At 59.4% G+C, this 16,545-nt stretch carries 19 protein-coding genes; 10 read left to right on the top strand and 9 right to left on the bottom strand.

Features of this window, described 5'->3' with window-relative positions; genetic code table 11:
• Positions 1-17 precede the first annotated feature (17 nt).
• The 3 genes from serA to CR254_RS18015 form a co-directional block, all read right to left on the bottom strand.
• Entirely contained in the window at positions 18-1,610 is a 1,593-nt protein-coding gene (gene serA / locus CR254_RS06440; protein ID WP_097929028.1) for a phosphoglycerate dehydrogenase, read from the bottom strand.
• Positions 1,611-1,694: 84 nt separating this feature from the next.
• Positions 1,695-2,861, bottom strand: a complete 1,167-nt coding sequence (locus CR254_RS06435; protein WP_097929027.1) for a phosphoserine transaminase — start codon at positions 2,859-2,861, stop codon at positions 1,695-1,697.
• Between the two features lie 177 nt (positions 2,862-3,038).
• Positions 3,039-3,212 carry a hypothetical protein gene (locus CR254_RS18015; RefSeq protein ID WP_180955908.1) on the bottom strand — a complete coding sequence of 58 codons (174 nt, stop codon included), beginning with the start codon at positions 3,210-3,212 and terminating at the stop codon, positions 3,039-3,041.
• Between the two features lie 67 nt (positions 3,213-3,279).
• On the opposite strand from CR254_RS18015, the gene soxR reads away from it, so the two are divergent.
• On the top strand, positions 3,280-3,726 hold the full coding sequence (gene soxR / locus CR254_RS06430) for a redox-sensitive transcriptional activator SoxR (RefSeq protein WP_219617992.1): 447 nt from the start codon (positions 3,280-3,282) through the stop codon (positions 3,724-3,726).
• Between the two features lie 86 nt (positions 3,727-3,812).
• Here soxR and CR254_RS06425 read toward each other — a convergent pair whose 3' ends face one another.
• Positions 3,813-4,025: a DUF1127 domain-containing protein gene (locus CR254_RS06425; protein ID WP_097929025.1), complete on the bottom strand. Its 213-nt coding sequence runs from the start codon at positions 4,023-4,025 to the stop codon at positions 3,813-3,815.
• A 101-nt stretch (positions 4,026-4,126) separates the two neighbouring features.
• Between CR254_RS06425 and CR254_RS06420 the strand changes: the two genes are divergently transcribed.
• The 3 genes from CR254_RS06420 to CR254_RS06410 are packed head-to-tail and all read left to right on the top strand — an operon-like array spanning position 4,127 to position 7,742.
• A complete protein-coding gene (locus tag CR254_RS06420) occupies positions 4,127-5,533 on the top strand; it encodes an aminotransferase-like domain-containing protein (RefSeq protein WP_097929024.1) in 1,407 nt (468 codons plus the stop codon).
• Positions 5,530-6,438 (top strand): DMT family transporter, encoded by a 909-nt coding sequence (locus CR254_RS06415; protein ID WP_097929023.1) that lies wholly within the window; start codon positions 5,530-5,532, stop codon positions 6,436-6,438. Before CR254_RS06420 ends, CR254_RS06415 begins: the two co-directional genes overlap by 4 nt.
• Positions 6,435-7,742, top strand: a complete 1,308-nt coding sequence (locus CR254_RS06410; RefSeq protein ID WP_097929022.1) for an MATE family efflux transporter — start codon at positions 6,435-6,437, stop codon at positions 7,740-7,742. The genes CR254_RS06415 and CR254_RS06410 overlap by 4 nt, the downstream gene beginning before the upstream one ends.
• Here CR254_RS06410 and CR254_RS06405 read toward each other — a convergent pair.
• The 3 genes from CR254_RS06405 to CR254_RS06395 all read right to left on the bottom strand — a co-directional run bounded on the left by CR254_RS06405 (position 7,709) and on the right by CR254_RS06395 (position 9,644).
• Positions 7,709-8,614 (bottom strand): DMT family transporter, encoded by a 906-nt coding sequence (locus CR254_RS06405; protein WP_219617991.1) that lies wholly within the window; start codon positions 8,612-8,614, stop codon positions 7,709-7,711. The two genes, CR254_RS06410 and CR254_RS06405, sit on opposite strands and share 34 nt — an antisense overlap.
• Positions 8,615-8,691: 77 nt before the next feature.
• On the bottom strand, positions 8,692-9,198 hold the full coding sequence (locus CR254_RS06400) for a PaaI family thioesterase (RefSeq protein WP_097929020.1): 507 nt from the start codon (positions 9,196-9,198) through the stop codon (positions 8,692-8,694).
• Entirely contained in the window at positions 9,195-9,644 is a 450-nt protein-coding gene (locus CR254_RS06395; protein ID WP_425440249.1) for a PaaI family thioesterase, read from the bottom strand. The genes CR254_RS06400 and CR254_RS06395 overlap by 4 nt, the downstream gene beginning before the upstream one ends.
• Before the next feature lie 184 nt (positions 9,645-9,828).
• On the opposite strand from CR254_RS06395, the gene CR254_RS06390 reads away from it, so the two are divergent.
• A complete protein-coding gene (locus CR254_RS06390) occupies positions 9,829-10,203 on the top strand; it encodes a MerR family transcriptional regulator (RefSeq protein WP_097929018.1) in 375 nt (124 codons plus the stop codon).
• Between the two features lie 4 nt (positions 10,204-10,207).
• Here the strand turns inward: CR254_RS06390 and CR254_RS06385 are convergent, their stop codons facing one another.
• Both CR254_RS06385 and CR254_RS06380 read right to left on the bottom strand, forming a co-directional pair.
• On the bottom strand, positions 10,208-11,020 hold the full coding sequence (locus CR254_RS06385; protein ID WP_097929017.1) for a glutamate racemase: 813 nt from the start codon (positions 11,018-11,020) through the stop codon (positions 10,208-10,210).
• On the bottom strand, positions 11,017-11,931 hold the full coding sequence (locus tag CR254_RS06380) for a LysR substrate-binding domain-containing protein (RefSeq protein WP_097929016.1): 915 nt from the start codon (positions 11,929-11,931) through the stop codon (positions 11,017-11,019). The genes CR254_RS06385 and CR254_RS06380 overlap by 4 nt, the downstream gene beginning before the upstream one ends.
• 89 nt (positions 11,932-12,020) lie before the next feature.
• Here CR254_RS06380 and CR254_RS18010 point away from each other — a divergent pair, with 89 nt between their 5' ends.
• The 5 genes from CR254_RS18010 to CR254_RS06360 all read left to right on the top strand — a co-directional run bounded on the left by CR254_RS18010 (position 12,021) and on the right by CR254_RS06360 (position 16,526).
• Positions 12,021-12,164, top strand: a complete 144-nt coding sequence (locus tag CR254_RS18010; protein ID WP_180955907.1) for a hypothetical protein — start codon at positions 12,021-12,023, stop codon at positions 12,162-12,164.
• Between the two features lie 117 nt (positions 12,165-12,281).
• The gene (locus CR254_RS06375; RefSeq protein WP_245851461.1) at positions 12,282-12,680 is read left to right on the top strand and encodes a MerR family transcriptional regulator; all 399 of its coding nucleotides are present in this window, start codon (positions 12,282-12,284) and stop codon (positions 12,678-12,680) included.
• 60 nt (positions 12,681-12,740) lie between these two features.
• Positions 12,741-14,513 (top strand): acyl-CoA dehydrogenase C-terminal domain-containing protein, encoded by a 1,773-nt coding sequence (locus CR254_RS06370; RefSeq protein WP_097929015.1) that lies wholly within the window; start codon positions 12,741-12,743, stop codon positions 14,511-14,513.
• Positions 14,514-14,603: 90 nt separating this feature from the next.
• On the top strand, positions 14,604-15,758 hold the full coding sequence (locus CR254_RS06365) for an acyl-CoA dehydrogenase family protein (protein ID WP_097929014.1): 1,155 nt from the start codon (positions 14,604-14,606) through the stop codon (positions 15,756-15,758).
• Positions 15,759-15,887: 129 nt separating this feature from the next.
• On the top strand, positions 15,888-16,526 hold the full coding sequence (locus CR254_RS06360) for a glutathione S-transferase family protein (protein ID WP_097929013.1): 639 nt from the start codon (positions 15,888-15,890) through the stop codon (positions 16,524-16,526).
• Positions 16,527-16,545 lie beyond the last annotated feature (19 nt).

The following is a 16,545-nucleotide window of genomic DNA, read 5'->3' as shown; positions in this document are numbered from 1 at the left end:
GGGGCCTTTTTATTGGATCAAAAAACCAGCGCTTTAGCCTGCGTAACCTGTGGCAGCGCGCGGATTTCAGCCAGCGTCTCATCTGACAGCTTCTCATCCACACCCAGCAGCGCAATCGCCTCGCCTTCCTTCTGGGACCGGCCCAGTGCGAAGGTCGCGATATTTACGCCCAGATCACCCAGCTTCATACCCAGTGCGCCGATATAACCCGGCGTATCGTTGTTGGTTGTGTACAGCATGAACTGCTGCGGCTCTGCCTCCAGCCCGATGCCCTTAATCTGGATGAAACGAGGTTTACCGTCGGAGAAGACAGCACCAGCAACCGAGCGGGTTTGCTTTTCCGTCGTCACAACAACGCGAATGTAGGAGCCATATGCGCCCTGCTCATCCTTGCGCGTTTCCGCGATTTTCACGCCACGCTCACGCGCAACGATCGGGGCGGAAACCATGTTAACGCCACCCTCACCGACCAGAGGCTTCATCAGCGATGCAGTCAACGCGCTGGTCAGCGGCTTTAGATTCAGATCGCCAACCTTGCCGACATACTCAATCTCAATCTCTTTGATTGCGTTCTCGGTCACCTGACCCGCGAAGCCACCCAGCATTTCAGCCAGAGCGATCCAGGGCTTCAGAACCGGTGCTTCCTCAGCCGTGACGGATGGGGCGTTGATTGCGTTCGAGATGGCGCCCTTCATCAGGTAATCGGACATCTGCTCCGCAACCTGAAGCGCCACGTTTTCCTGAGCCTCGGACGTTGCAGCGCCAAGGTGCGGTGTGCAAACGACATTCGGTGCTGTGAACAGTGGGTTATCCGTTGCGGGCTCCTGCGCGAAGACGTCAAAGGCAGCGCCAGCCAGATGACCGTCATGCAGTGCCTGCGCGACTGCGGCCTCGTCAACCAGACCACCGCGGGCACAGTTCACAAGGTAAGCCCCCTTTTTCATCAGCTTAACGCGCTCGGCGCTCAGCAAGTTCGCGGTTTTTTCGGTTTTGGGCAGGTGCAAGGTCACGAAATCAGCGAGGGGCAGCAACTCCTCGATTGTATCAACCTTGGTCACGCCCAGCTTTTCAGCGCGCTCTGTGGACAGGAACGGGTCGAAAGCGACAACCTTCATCCGCAGACCCAGTGCGCGATCCGCGACGATCGAACCGATATTGCCGCAGCCGATCAGGCCCAGAGTTTTGCGGGTGATTTCGGTGCCCATAAACTTGGATTTTTCCCACTTACCAGCGCGGGTCGAGGCATCAGCCTCGGGGATTTGACGAGCAACAGCGAACATCATCGCAATGGCGTGCTCTGCCGTGGTGATCGAGTTGCCGAACGGCGTGTTCATCACAACAACACCACGTGCCGAAGCTGCGGCGATGTCTACGTTATCAACACCGATACCGGCGCGGCCAATAACCTTGAGGTTGTCCGCCTTGGCGATCAGATCAGCCGTGGCTTTGGTCGCCGAACGAATGGCCAGACCGTCATATTGACCGATGATTTCAGCCAGCTTTGCCGGATCCTTGCCCAACGAAGGCTGAAAATCGACCTCAACGCCGTTATCCTTGAAGATCTGAACGGCGGCTTCCGAGAGTTTGTCGGAGATAAGTACTTTAGGCATTTGGGTAATCCTGTAGCGGTCGCCTGCCCTATATGGGGCGGCGTGAATGAGAGGATGCCCCCGGCGCGTGGCCGGGGCGCGAGATCACATGTCAGCTTTGGCAGTCGCAAAGGCCCAGTCGAGCCAAGGGGTTAGCGCGGTAACATCGGCTGTATCCACCGTGGCACCACACCAAATGCGCAGACCCGCAGGCGCGTCGCGATAGCCGTTAATGTCGAGGGCGGCATTTTCAGCCTCCAACATCTTGACCATCTTTTTGACGAAGGCCTTTTGCCCCGCATCATCCAGCGCCGCGATATCAGCATCCACAATTTTCAGGCAAACCGAGGTATTGGACCGCTCCGCCGCATTTGGCACGAGGTTCTCGACCCAATCCGTCGCATCAACCCAGGTCTGGATCGCTGCGGCGTTGTCATCTGCGCGTGCCTTGGATGCTGTCAGGCCACCGATTTCGGTGATCCAGTCCAGCGCGTCCTCGGCATCGGCAACGGCCCACATGGACGGCGTGTTGATCGTTGCACCGGTAAAGATGCCGTCGATCAGTTTTCCGCCCTTGGTCATGCGGAAGATTTTCGGCAGCGGGCGTGGCGGTGTGTAACTCTCCAACCGCTCAACAGCGCGGGGCGACAGGAACAGAACGCCGTGCGCGCCCTCACCACCCAGAACCTTTTGCCACGAGAATGTCAGCACATCGACCTTGGCCCAATCAACATCCTGCGCGAAGACAGCGGAGGTTGCGTCCACGAAGGTCAGTCCCTGACGATCATCGGCGATCCAGTCGAAATTCGGGATGCGCGCGCCGGATGTCGTGCCGTTTTGCGTGAAGCAAATATCGGCATCCATGCGCACAGTGCTAAGGTCGGGCAGCGTGCCGTAATCAGCCTCGATCACGCGGCAATCGTCCAAACCGAGCTGTTTCGTGGCGTCAGTCGCCCAGCCCTTGCCGAAGCTTTCCCAGACCAGCATGTCCACGGGGCGTGCGCCCAGCATGGACCACATCGCCATTTCATAGGCACCCGTGTCGGATGCGGGCACGATGCCAACCTTGTAATCAGACGGAACGCCGAGCAGTTCGGCGGTTTTATCGATAACGGATTTGATCTGAGCCTTGGCACCAGCGGCGCGGTGCGAGCGCCCTAGAAAGGCGCGTTCAGCGACCGAAGCGGCGGACCAGCCGGGGCGCTTGGGACAAGGACCAGACGAGAATTCAGGGCGCGCAGGCTTAACCTGCGGCTGGATAGCGAAGCTCATGGACGGCTCCTTCGTCAGGGTGAAATTCCTGAGTACACCGCCGCTCACCCTTAGTCCGGCTGTGCACCCACAGACCGGATATGCGGCGGCGGCGGCGGCGTCAATCGGGCAAATGAGGGGTTTAGGACAAAAAGAACCCCGACTCAGCTGCGACTGTTTCCGATCCGAAACCGACACTCAGAAACGACGTAGCCCTCTCCTTGGCGCACTGGGGCGTATTCCGATATCGCGCTGGATGTGGTCGCTGAGAGTATCAGAGCAGTTGCGCGCCTGACCACAAAACAGGTCGTACAGGAACTTTCGTCCTGCGCGGCGCAAACGATTTCGGTCAATCAGGGGGTGGCGGGACATGGCGTTCTCCTTGCCTTGTTTTCGATTCGCTGCCACTATCGAACCTCAAGCTAACTTGAGGTCAAGCATGGCAAAGGTCCCCATCGAATTAAGCGTTGGCCAACTGTCAAAGCGCAGCGGGCTGCCCGTCTCCACCCTGCATTACTACGAGGCGGAGGGTCTGATTGCCGCCAATCGCACCGCCGCCAATCATCGCCGATATCCCCGCGCTGTGCTGCGACGGGTCGCGATTATTAAAGCGGCGCAACGATTGGGTTTACCGTTGAGCGCGATACGACAGGCAATGGCCACCCTGCCCGATGGTCGCACCCCCAATGCGCGGGATTGGGAGGCGATGTCGCAAATCTGGCGTGACGAATTAAACGAGCGCATTGCCCGCCTAACCGTGCTGCGTGACGATCTGGGCCGCTGCATCGGCTGCGGCTGCCTGTCCGTGGATCGCTGTCCGTTGATAAATGACGGTGATAAATTGGGGGATGAGGGCGCGGGTCCGCGAACGCTCGACCCGTTGTGAGGCATTTTACATAAAAAAAGCCCCCGATAAATCGGGGGCTAGTCAAAACCAACCGTCGGGAAGAGGATTGGTTATCATCGTGTGAGTTAGTCCCAGAAGGGACGCTCCGCCTCGCGCTGCGCGTTCCATTCCGTAACACCGATATCGCGCAACAGATGCGCATCAAGGTGTTTCAGGTGACGCCGACTGCGCGAACGACGGGTCCAGATCGCCACAAGCGCCACGTAACCGCGACGCGGTGCGCCTGCGATGCTGGTGCGAACGCTACCGGCAAAATTCGTGAGTGTGAGATCGGACATAGCTGCCTCCATTTGTATCAATACAATATGCGGTTTGTGCCTCCTTAGGTCACGAGGTACAGGTACAAACACACGCCAAGCTTTTCCACCGGAGTTTTGTTATGGGTACAAGATTTGACACAAGCTGGGTTCCCGACTTCAACACAGATGCCGGCCCCAAATATCGCGCACTTTCAGGCGCTATTGAGGATGCAATCCGCTCGGGCGCGCTTGCCTCTGGCGCGAAACTGCCGCCGGTCAGGGAATTGGCGTGGGAAATTGGTGTAACCCCTGGAACTGTGGCCCGCGCCTACCGTGAGGCAACCGAGGCTGGTGCCCTGCGCGCCACCGTGGGTCAGGGTACATTTGTGCGGGAACGTCGTGAGACGGGTACATTTATCCCCCTGCATCCGTTAACTAATTTACCGGCAGAGGGGCAGGTTGACCTGCGCAACTCGCGTTCCCCTATGGTCGGACAGGAGCACATGATTAATGAGGCGATCACCCGCGTCATCTCTCGTGGCTCCGTCGTTCTGGATGATTATACCCGTGCGACAAATGACTACTCGACACGCACTGCACTGGCGAATTGGCTGGGTAAGGGCGGTGTGGTCGCGGATGAGGATTCCATTGTACCAACCTATGGCGCCCAGCAGGCTGTATTGGTGGCAATGATGGCTTGTACCTCTGGCCCGCACCCGGTTGTAGCCGTGTCTGACCTGATCTATCCGGGTTTTCAGCAGGCGGCAAAGCTGGCGGGCATCACTTTGTACCCCATCAAATCTGATGAACACGGCTTGTGTATCAATGCATTAGCCGAGGCGTGCCGTGTTGCCCGCCCGCAGGCCATGCTGGTCACGCCGAACCTGCACAACCCCACCTTGGTCACGATGCCGGAAAGCCGCCGCGCAGAAATCGCCGAGCTGGCCCGCGCCCACGATCTGCAAATCATCGAGGACGATGTCTATGGCTGGTTGATGTCCAGCCGCCCGCCCTCGTTCCCGTCTTTCGCGCCGGAACGGACGTGGTACGCGACCTCCATGTCGAAATGTATCGCTGCCGGATTGCGGTTTGGCTGCCTTGTGACTCCTCCTGGGCGCGGGCCGATTGGTCAGGGCATCATTCAGGCGATGAACTATCGTGTGTCGTCACTGATCGGCCAGATTGTTGTGGAGTTGATCGAGAGCGGCATCGCGGACGAGATACGCGTTTCCGCCCGTGAGCATCTGGAGGCCCGCGCAGCCCTGTTGCGCCGCCACCTTGCCCCATGGGGTGTTCGCACGGCGGAGGGCGCGAATTTCGCGTGGCTTTCCCTGCCCGAGGGCTGGCACCTCGCCGCCTTTGACCGTGCCTGTGCGGAGGCAGGCGTGCGCGTCGCCACGGCGGGTGCCTATGTCCTGCCCGGTGCTGATGTCCCGAACAAGATCCGCATCGCCCTTGGCATGGGGTTGAGCGACGAGGTCTTCTCCGACTGCCTGACCCGCATCAGCCGCATCCTCGCCCACCCACCGGTGGAGTTGATGGCATGAGCGTCGCCAGCGCGGCATCTAATGCCAGCCTGCGTGACTGGGCCATGCTGGGCCTGCTCGGGCTGATCTGGGGCGGATCATTTCTAGGGGTGGAGCTGGGACTGACAGGCTTTGGCCCTGTCACCTTGGCAGCATTCCGTATTGCGCTGGCGGCGGTCCTGTTGGTCGCGCTGGCCATGCGGTCAGGTGGTTTGCCGCGTTGGACCACGCCGGAAGGGCCGCGCATTTGGGCGCATATCGCGGGCATGGCGCTGTTTACCAATGCGATCCCCTTTGCCCTGCTGAGCTGGGCGCAGGGCTCTGTTACGTCAGGTTTTGCGGGCATCACGATGGCTGTGGTTCCGCTGTTCGTCCTGCCCCTCGCACATTTCATGGTTCCGGGTGAGCGGATGAGCCCGCGCAAGGTTGCAGGCTTCGCCATCGGCTTTGCCGGCGTGGTCGTGCTGATCGGCTTGCCACAGGGTGAGGGCGCAAACCTGCCCCGTCTTGCCTGTGTTGGCGCATCGGCTTGCTATGCCATCGGGTCAATCAATACACGGCTATGTCCGCCGATCGGTCTGATTGCCTATTCAGCAGCGGGATTGATGCTGGCGACAATTGTGATAGTTCCTGCCGCACTATTGGTTGAGGGTATCCCCGCGATGCCATCCGCGACAGCATTGGGCGGAGCGCTATATTTGGGCCTGCTGCCCACGGCACTGGCCACGGTGATGTTGGTCAGCGTAACGCGCAGCGCAGGTCCGTCCTTCCTGAGCCTCGTGAACTATCAGGTGCCAGTCTGGGCGGTCGTTTTGGGTGTTGTCGTTCTGGGGGAAAGCCTGCCGGGGGCATTCCTGTTCGCGTTGATCCTCATCGTGACCGGCATGTTGGTCAGCCGCACCCGCGCGCAAAGGTTACGCCCATGACCCCCATCACAAACCGGCGCGTTCTGGCGATTGCGCTGCCTATCGTGCTGTCCAATGCGACGATCCCCCTGATGGGCTTGGTGGATACATATGCTGTTGGTCAGTTGGGTGCGGCAGCTCCGATCGGCGGCGTGGCGATTGGGGCCGTTATCCTTAGCGCGGTGTACTGGATTTTCGGTTTTCTGCGCATGGGAACTACCGGAATGGTCGCGCAGGCCGCAGGCCGTGGTGACATACCGGAGCGGGACGCCCACCTGACCCGCGCCCTGATGATTGCCGCGATTGCGGGGGCCGCGCTGATTGTTCTGCAAATACCGATCACGCGGCTGGCCTTCTGGATATCCAAGGGCAGTGAGGAGGTCGAAGCCCTCGCCCGGACCTATATCGCGGTTCGCATCTGGGGCGCGCCCTTTGCCATTGCGGTTTATGCCCTAACCGGCTGGCTGATCGCAGTGGAGCGGACGCGCAGTGTGTTGATCCTGCAAATGACGATGAACGCGCTGAACATCGTTTTGTCGCTATGGTTCGTGCTGGGGCTGGATATGGGTGTTGGTGGCGTCGCGCTGGCCACGCTGATCGCTGAAATTGCAGGCGCGACTGTTGGCATTGTGTTGTGCCGCGATGTGTTTCGCGCCAATCACTGGCGCGACCGTGCGCGTGTGGGCGATATGGCAATGCTCAAGCCGATGATCGCAGTAAATACCGACATCATGATCCGGTCTGTGCTGCTGCAAGTCTGCTTTATGTCCGTTACCTTTCGCGCCGCTGGGTTGAGCGACGTAACGCTGGCCGCGAACCAGATCCTGCTGCAATTCCTGAACCTGACGGCATATGCGCTAGACGGATTTGCCTTTGCTGCGGAGGCACTGGTCGGGGCTGCATTTGGCGTGGGCAACCGCCCTGCCCTGCGTCGTGCGGCGCGGTTGACCAGTATTTGGGGGATCGGCGCGGTGTGCCTGATGTCCCTGCTCTTCCTGATCGCCGGGGATTTCGTGATCGGGCAGATGACAACCGCCGAAAACGTGCAAGCGGTTGCGCGTGATTACCTGCCGTGGATGGTGTTGGCGCCGATTGTGGGGCTGCCCTGCTTTATGCTCGACGGGATATTCATCGGGGCGACCCGTACGCGGGATATGCGCAATATGATGGTGATCTCCGCCCTTGGATATTTCGCCATGATGCCGCTGCTGGTTTCGCTGATGGGCAATCACGGATTGTGGGCGGCGCTAATGCTGTTCTTTGTCCTGCGGGGGGTAACGCTTGGCTGGCGTTATCCCGCACTGGAGGCAGCGGCGGTGCGCTGACCCTCGGGCCGGTTTCCCGCGACCAGCAGGCCAGACACGATCAGGCCGAAGCCGATCACAAGCTGCCATGTGATCGGCTCACCCAACAGGGTTACACCCAGCATGCCCGCCCAGATCGGGATCAGATAACCAACAGTGGAGGCGAACACCGCCCCCGACCGCTTTACTGTCCAGTAACGTAGCAATTGCGCGCCACCGGTTTGCACCAGCCCCAGCACAGCAAGCGCGATGAGCGGCGTGCCCAGCGTCAGGTCGGAAACCAAGCCAACTGCCCCGAACGGCACCAAAACCACCGCCGCGGATAGTTGACTGGCCGCTGTTGCCTGCACCGGTGGCAATTCCGGCATACGCCGCACCAACACCGCGGACATCGCGTAGCAGAACGCCGTCCCCAGACAGGCAAGCTGTGGTAGCAGCGGCGCATCCACGGCGCGCAAAATGCCCGGTCCGATCAACACCCCTAGCCCGACAAAGCCAATACTGAACCCCAGCCATTTACGAGGACCAACCTGCGTGCCCAAAATGAACTTTGACAGCAGCAGAACAAATAGCGGCGAGGAGGAGATCAGCACTGCTGCCACCGCTGAATCAATGGTTAGCTGCGCCCATGTCAGCAGCGTGAATGGCAGTGCCAGCGAGTTGATCCCGAACAGCGCGCACCACATCCAGTGGTTCAGGCTGCGCGGCAATCCCTGCCCCGAAATATAGGCAACGCTGACCAGTACCAGTGCGGCCAGACCAGCACGCGCGGTCACGACCTGCATCGGGCCATATCCCTGCAAGGCAACCGTGGTGAGAGCAAAGGCCGAGCCCCATACAATTGTTAGCAATCCGATCGCAGCATAGGACAGCTTGTCAGGGCTCGACTTCATCATGCCACCTTCTTGTTGGTATGGCTGTATCGCATGTTGGCGCGGGCAGATGCTTCGGCCCGAACCGTATTATCCGGCTATCGATCCTGCGGCATCAGCAGGTGCACCATCGCCTCGGCAAAGGGGCGTTCGCGGTTATCCTGCCATGCCTCAACCCGAACCGAGGCATAGCGGCGCCCCGCCCGCGTGATCGTGGTGCGTGCATAGGCGTCGCGCGGCAAACCGCTGCGCAGGTAATCGACGGTTATATCGATCACCTTGGGCCAGTCAGGGAAATCGCCGTTCTCGATGGCGTCTGCCTCGGGCCCGCTGGCCTCCATCCGGTCCCAGACCTGATGCCACATCACCTCGACCAAGGCAGCGGATTCCAGGAACGCGCCAATCGCCCCACCATGCAATGCGGGCAACATAGGGTTGCCGATCAGGTGGTCGGAATAGCTGAGCACTGCTGTCAGCTCATCCCCGCGCCGGTCAAAGCTGATCCCCAGAAATTGCATATACGGCACAGATTTGGTCAAACGGGCCAGCGCGGCATCGCGGCGGGCCTTTACCTCCTGCACGGGTTCGTTGCGACCGCGGCTCATGGCTTAGCTCCGATTTTGGTTCCGCGCGGCTCAACAGTGAAGGCACCATTGGCCTGCGCGACGGGATCGTCGGGATCGCCATCATCGGCAACAGCCCGCACAAACGCGACGGAACGTGTGACACGGTAGCATTCAGCCCGCGCCGTAATCGCCTGCCCCGGCTTTGCCGCGCGCATATAATCAATCCGCAGATCGATTGTCGCCGTGCCCCCGGGGGATTTGGGATGCGTCATCACCGCAGTGCCGCAACATCCGTCCAGCAATGTCGTAATCACGCCGCCATGCAATACGCCCGTAACCGGATCCCCGACCAAGCGGTCATCATAGGGAACGGTCATAACGGCGGTGCCGGGCCCGACATCCTTGATCTCCATCCCCAATGCTGCCGAGAGGGGAATCGCCTGCGCCATTCTACGTGCAAGCGCCAGCATCTCTGTTTTTTCCATAATGTGGTGCTCCTTCGCGCCGGTCCGAACCAGCCTGCGGACAATATGTGCCCCGTGGTGGATTTGAAAAGAGGCGTTTATCGTACCACTCAGAAGAGTAGTTCGTGCAACAACCCTTGATTTTCCGTCACGTAAGCCGACTATGTAATGTAACGGTGGAAAGACCGAAATAGGGGGTCGGCGGATGACGGAAACGAAACAATCACTTCAGCAAATGTGCGTGGAATTCGACGTCACACCACGGACCCTGCGATATTATGAGTATATCGAGCTACTTACCCCCGAACGTGAGGGAAGAAAGCGGCTATACGGTGCGCGTGAACGCGCGCGGCTGACGCTGATCCTGCGAGGTCGCCGCTTTGGTTTTAGCTTGGAGGAAATACGCCAGTGGCTGGAGCTGTACGACATCGAGGATAACCAGACCACGCAGTTCCGTGAGTGGATTGAGCTAAGCACACGCCAGATCGACGAGCTTGAGTCGCGCAAGGTTGAGCTTGAAGGCGCGATAGACGAGCTGAAGCGTCTGCGCGAAGTCGCCGAAAGTGCGCTGGACAAATAGCGCCTCATATCTGGCGAAATGGCAGGGTGCGCCCTGTCAGCGCCTGCGCCGCGCGCGTTACCTGTTCCGGATTGCCCGTTGTCAGATATGCCGTACCAGCCCCACCGCCCGCATGTTGGCGGTGACGGGTCAGGTAATTTTGCAAGCTGGCCGCAACGCATTCCGGCTGTGACAGGATTTCCGTGCCGTCGGGTAATCCACTGGCAAAGGCACCGGCAACCATCGGGTAATGCGTACAGCCCAGAAATACACGGTCGGGGATGAAATCACCGAGTTGCCCCGCAAAACCGTGGGCCAAATCGCGAGCGCGGTGCATGTCGCCTGCCTCCAACGCATCAACCAGACCGGGGCACGCGACCTGCCGGATTTGCACATTGCGCGCGCGAAAGGCCATCTCTCGCGGAAAGGCCTCACTTTCCACTGTCGCCTGCGTCGCAAATATCGCGATGCGTTGACCGTGCAGATCAAGCGGAGGGCCAATTTGCGCCCAATCCCGACCTGACAGCGCCTCGATCACCGGAACGAATACGCCAAGCGCACGATGGTCTGGATGGTGCTGCGCCAGCCATCCCTGCTGTAAATCGCGCAGCGCCACCGCTGCCGCCGTATTACAGGCGATTATAACCAACGTGCATCCGCGGTCGAATAATCGTTGCAGGGCGGCCTGCGTCAATGCCGTGATATCTGCCGCATCGCGTGGGCCATAGGGGGCCATCGCATGATCACCCAAATAGGTGAACGATTGCTGTGGCATATGTTGCTGCAAGGCTGCCAAGGTTGTCAGCCCACCATGACCACTATCAAACACGCCGATCATTCTGTCCCCACCTCAATATCCAGCGCGCTGTAGCTGCGTTCTAACTCCACCGCCAACCAATCGGCAAAAGCGCGGATATTCGGGGACAGGCGTGCGCCCTGCGTCACAAACCAATAGGCATTCGCCGTGCGCAATGTCCCGTCAACCGGCCGCACCAACTGCCCCCGCGCAATCGCATCACCAGCCAGCGCAGGCCATGCTAAAAACACGCCCTGCCCCGCAATTGCCGCATCCAGACACAGCGCGGCATCGGAATAGGACGGACCGGGGCGCGATGGGGGATCGCCCGCCCCCCCATTTAGGCGCCACCAATCCGGCCAGAAATCTGGGCTGTTAATATCGCGCAACACAGGTAGCTCGTGCAGCGCCTGCACCGATGATATATTCGCGGCCAATGCCGGACTGCACACGGGAAACGCCACCTGATCGGCCAGCTTACGGGTAGCGACCCCGCTCCAACCGCCCCGCCCGACACGGATTGCCACATCTGCACCACTCAATCGGGGCGAGACCAGATCCATCGTCGCCTCAATCCGTAGTCGCAGTTCAGGATGGGCCTGCGCGAAATCGTTCATGCGCCAGACCAGCCATTTCGATGCAAGAACCGGCGCGACCGAAACGGTTAGCGCGTCAACCTCACGCGCGCTGGCGGTTGCGACGGCTTGCTCCAGCAAAGCGAATCCACGGCTGAGGTCCACACTCATCACCCGACCCAGCTCAGTCAATTCCAGCCCCTGCGCGCCGCGTGTGAACAGGTTCGCGCCCAGCAGCTCCTCGGCCCGCCGTAAATGTTGGCTGATCGCGCCCTGTGTCACGCCCAGCGCCTGTGCAGCTGCGCGCAGGTTTCCCAGACGGGCGACTGCCTCAACCGCGCGCAGGGCATTCAGGGGGATGTTTCTAAGTTGTGCCATATAGTTTTTCTAATATAGCTGCGCGGCTTTCTCCACTTTTTTATTAGGTTTTGCATCCCTATCTGGAACTTACAGAAAGGAAAACTGATATGAGCAATATGTTAAACCGCCTGTTCACCAAGGCACGCAAGGGATTGAGCCAATGCTCCGCCCCCTTTGACCACCCCGAGATCGCACGCATGAATCAAAGAATGCGCGACGACCTGCCGACACCAACCACCCCGCGCGGCTGATCCGCGCGGCTTTGCATTTGTGACGCTGCGTTCGACCTTACGTTCGCGTCAACTTCACTGTTGAAGCTGCCCCCAACACTGCGTCAGACTTGATGCAGACAAGAGGGGGCAACCGCTGTGACCGAAGACACATTCAGCACGATCGGACAGATGTGTGAGGAGTTTGACGTAACTCCACGCACCTTGCGCTTTTACGAATCCAAGGAACTATTGTTCCCCAAACGCGAAGGGTCGCGGCGGCTGTTCACCCGCTCTGACCGTGGGCGTCTGGTGTTGATCCTGCGCGGCAAACGCTTTGGCTTTAGCCTCGAAGAAATCCGCCAGCTACTCGACCTATACGACATTGGCGACCAGCAGCAGACGCAGATTGCGCGGACCTATTCCGTTGCATTGGAGCGGCTGGAGGCCATGCGTGCCCAGCGCGCAGAGCTGGACGACGCCATAAGTGAGCTTGAGGCCCAAATGGACCACGCTCGGACAATCCTGAAATCCCGCGGGGTCGGCGCAGCAGCCTAACCCCCGAGAATATCCCAAAACGCGCGGCGCATACGCCGCCATATGACGACGGAGAGAAACATGCCCTTTTACGAGCCAACCACCAAAGATATCGATTTCGTCCTGCATGACGTTCTAAAGGTCAGCGAGCAGGACATCCCCGGCTTTGACGAACTCGACCGTGACTTCACCGGTGCCGTGCTGGAGGAAGCAGGCAAGATCGCGCGTGACGTGCTGGCCCCTCTGAACACAGTCGGTGACCATCAGGGATGTAAACTGGATAACGGCGTCGTCCGCGTGCCTGAGGGCTTCGAGGATGCGGTAAACGTCCTACGCGATGGCGGCTGGACCGGTTTTGACTGTGATCCCGAATATGGCGGTCAGGGCATGCCCTATACGCTGTCCATCGCAGTTGGTGAAATGCATTCCTCCGCCAATATGGCGCTGATGATGTATCCCGGCCTGACACACGGCTGCTACGCCGCTATCCACGCGCATGGCACGGAGGAGCAGAAGGCGAAGTATCTGCCTAACTTGGTCAGCTTCAAATGGGGCGGCACCATGAACCTGACGGAGCCCCAGTGCGGCACCGATCTGGGCCTGATCCGTACCAAGGCGGAACCACAGGAGGACGGCACCTACAAGCTGTCCGGTCAGAAGATCTGGATCTCTGCTGGTGAGCATGAGATGGCGGAAAACATCATCCACCTCGTTCTGGCGAAAATCCCCGGTGGTCCTGACGGTATCAAGGGTATCTCGCTGTTCATCGTGCCCAAGTTCATGGTCAACGACGATGGCTCATTGGGTGAGCGGAATGCAGTGTCCTGTGGCGGTCTGGAATCCAAGATGGGTATCCACGGCAACGCGACCTGCGTGATGAACTATGACGGTGCGACCGGTTACCTGATCGGTGATCTGCACAAGGGCATGCGCGCCATGTTCACCATGATGAACGAGGCCCGTCTGGGCGTCGGTATGCAGGGTCTGGCTCAGGCATCGGTTGCGTATCAGAACGCGCTGGCCTTCGCCAAGGACCGCATTCAGGGCCGTGCTGTTACCGGCACCAAGGAGCCTGAGAAAGCAGCCGACAGCATCATCCACTTCCCCGATGTGCGTCGCATGCTGATGGATCAGAAAAGCTTCGTTGAGGGTGGTCGTGCCTTCATGCTGTGGGCTGCCACCATGATCGACCGCTCGCGTCGCAATGATGACGCAGATGCGGAGGGCATGGTTTCGCTGCTGATCCCCGTGCTTAAGGGCTTCCTGACGGATAAGGGTCTGGACGCGACCATCTCCTCGCAGCAGGTCTATGGCGGTTCCGGCTTTACCACCGAATGGGGTGCAGAACAGTTCGTGCGCGATTGCCGCATTGCGCTGATCTATGAGGGCACTAACGGCATTCAGGCGCTGGACCTTGTTGGGCGTAAGCTGGCCTCGGATAACGGCAAGCACGTCATGGCGTTCTTTGAACTGGTGAAAACCTTCATCAAGGAAAACGCAGATGATGAGCGTATGGCGGAGTTCATTACCCCCCTGAAAGCTGCCTCCAAGGATCTGCAAGCGGCTGGCATGTATTTCATGCAGAACGCGGGCAAGCCGGATGATGCGCTGTCAGGTGCTGCGGACTTTATGCACCTGTTCGGCCATGTATGTCTGGGCCTGATGTGGGGCCAGATTGCCAAGGCGTCCTATGCCGCGCTGGATGCTGGTAACTGCGACACCGCGTTCTACGAGAGCAAGCTGGTCACAGGCCGCTATTACATGACCCGCAAGCTGCCAGAGACAGCGTTCCTGCTGCAAAAGGTTCAGGCAGGTGGCGCCAACGTCATGGGTCTGGACGTCGCGAACTTCTAAGACCGCGATTGAATACCGCCGTTCCGAGGGTCTCTCGGGACGGCATCCAAGACACGGCCCGCCAAAGAGGCCGCGCAAAGGGAGAGAGCTATGACATTCCAGAACCTGAAATCCGGCTGGATGACGGACGAGCACGTGATGCTTGAGGACCTGACGCGCGACTTCATCGCTGAAAAGTGGGCCCCCCGTATGGAGAAGTGGCGCCACGATGGCATCATGGAGCGTGAGACCTGGCAGGAGGCCGGTGAGATCGGTCTGCTCGGCTCCTCCATCCCCGAGGAATATGGCGGATCGGGCGGTGATTTCAGCCATGATGCGGTAATCCTGATGGAGGGGTCGCGCGCGAACCTCGCCAGTTGGGGCTTTGGCATCCACACCCCTATCGTGGCACATTACATCATCGCCTTTGGCACGGACGAACAAAAGCAACGCTGGCTGCCCCGCATGGTAACGGGCGATCTGGTCGGCGCACTGGCAATGACCGAGCCCTCTACCGGGTCCGATGTACAGGCGATCCGCACCCGTGCGACGCTACAGGGCAATGCGTACCGCATGAACGGGTCCAAGATTTTCATCACCAACGGCCAACACGCAAACCTGATCCTCGTCGCATGTAAGACGGACCCGAGCGAGGGGTCCAAGGGCGTATCCCTGATCGCGATCGAAACGGATGATGCCGAGGGGTTCCGTCGTGGCCGTAACCTCGACAAGGTCGGGTTAAAGGCGGCGGATACCTCTGAGCTGTTTTTCGACGATGTGGAAATCCCGCCTGAAAACCTGCTGGGCGGGGTAGAGGGGCAAGGCTTCTACCAGATGATGCAGCAGTTGCCGCAGGAACGTCTGGTCATCGGCACCGGCGCAGTTGGCGCGATGGAGGGCGCGGTACAGCGCACCATCCAATATTGCCACGAACGCGAAGCCTTTGGCGGCAACCTGCTGCAATTCCAGAACACACGGTTCAAGCTGGCGGAGTGCAAGACAAATACCATCGCCGCCCGCGCCTTTAACGACGCCTGTATCACCGCCCATATCAAGGGTGAGCTAAGCGTCGAAACAGCCGCGATGAACAAATACTGGCTGGCCGATATGCAGAACAAAGTCATTGACGAGTGCCTGCAACTGTTCGGCGGCTATGGCTACATGATGGAATATTCCATCGCCGAAATGTGGGCCGATGCCCGCGTGCAAAAGATCTATGGCGGCACAAACGAGATCATGAAGGAGATCATCGGACGCGGGTTGTGATCGCGCGCGCGTTCGGCAGGGGTTGACCCTGCCCCGCGAACAGCGCCGGATACGCCCGAACCCCGGTTTGGCCCAAAACAGGCAAAACCAACTTCTCCCTGCCCGCTGACGGGCACGAAAGGATATCGAATGGCCGATTACGAACTTCACTGCTTTGGCGAAAGCGGACATTCCTACAAGGCTGCATTGATGTTGCAACTGGCCGGTTGTGACTGGAAACCGGTTTTCCTCGATTTCTTTAACGGAGAGGTCCGCAGCGAGGAGTTTCGTGAGCTGAATGAAATGGGAGAGGCCCCCGTCCTGCGTCACTCTGCACGCACGGGTGAGGTTATCCTGAGCCAATCGGGCGTTATCCTCGACTACCTCGCCACAGCGACGGGCAAATTTGCCGCCGGTTCCGCGGTTGAGCGGCGTGAGGTGCTGCGCTGGATCCTGTGGGACAATCATAAGATGTCGTCGCAGGCTGGTGTGCTGCGGTTCATGATGAACTTCGTGCCTGAGGAGAAACGCTCCGCTGACGTGATCGGCTTCTTGCAAGGGCGCGTTAAGGGTGCGCTGACCGTGCTTGAGGCGCATTTGCAGGATGAGGATTGGCTGGTTGGTGACAAGCCGACAATTGCCGATTTCTCCTGCTGCTCATACCTGTATTACCCCGAGCCGTTCGGATTTGACCGCGCGGAATGGCCGAACATTTCGGATTGGCTGGACCGGATTGCGGCGATTGACGGGTGGAAACATCCCTATGACCTAATGCCGAGGACAGCGTGAATTTACGTTCCTACATAAC

Source organism: Pontivivens marinum (genome assembly GCF_900231835.1).
GTDB lineage: Bacteria > Pseudomonadota > Alphaproteobacteria > Rhodobacterales > Rhodobacteraceae > Pontivivens > Pontivivens marinum.
Note: the sequence above shows the minus strand (reverse complement) of the source record. Positions and strands in the feature narration are given on the sequence as shown.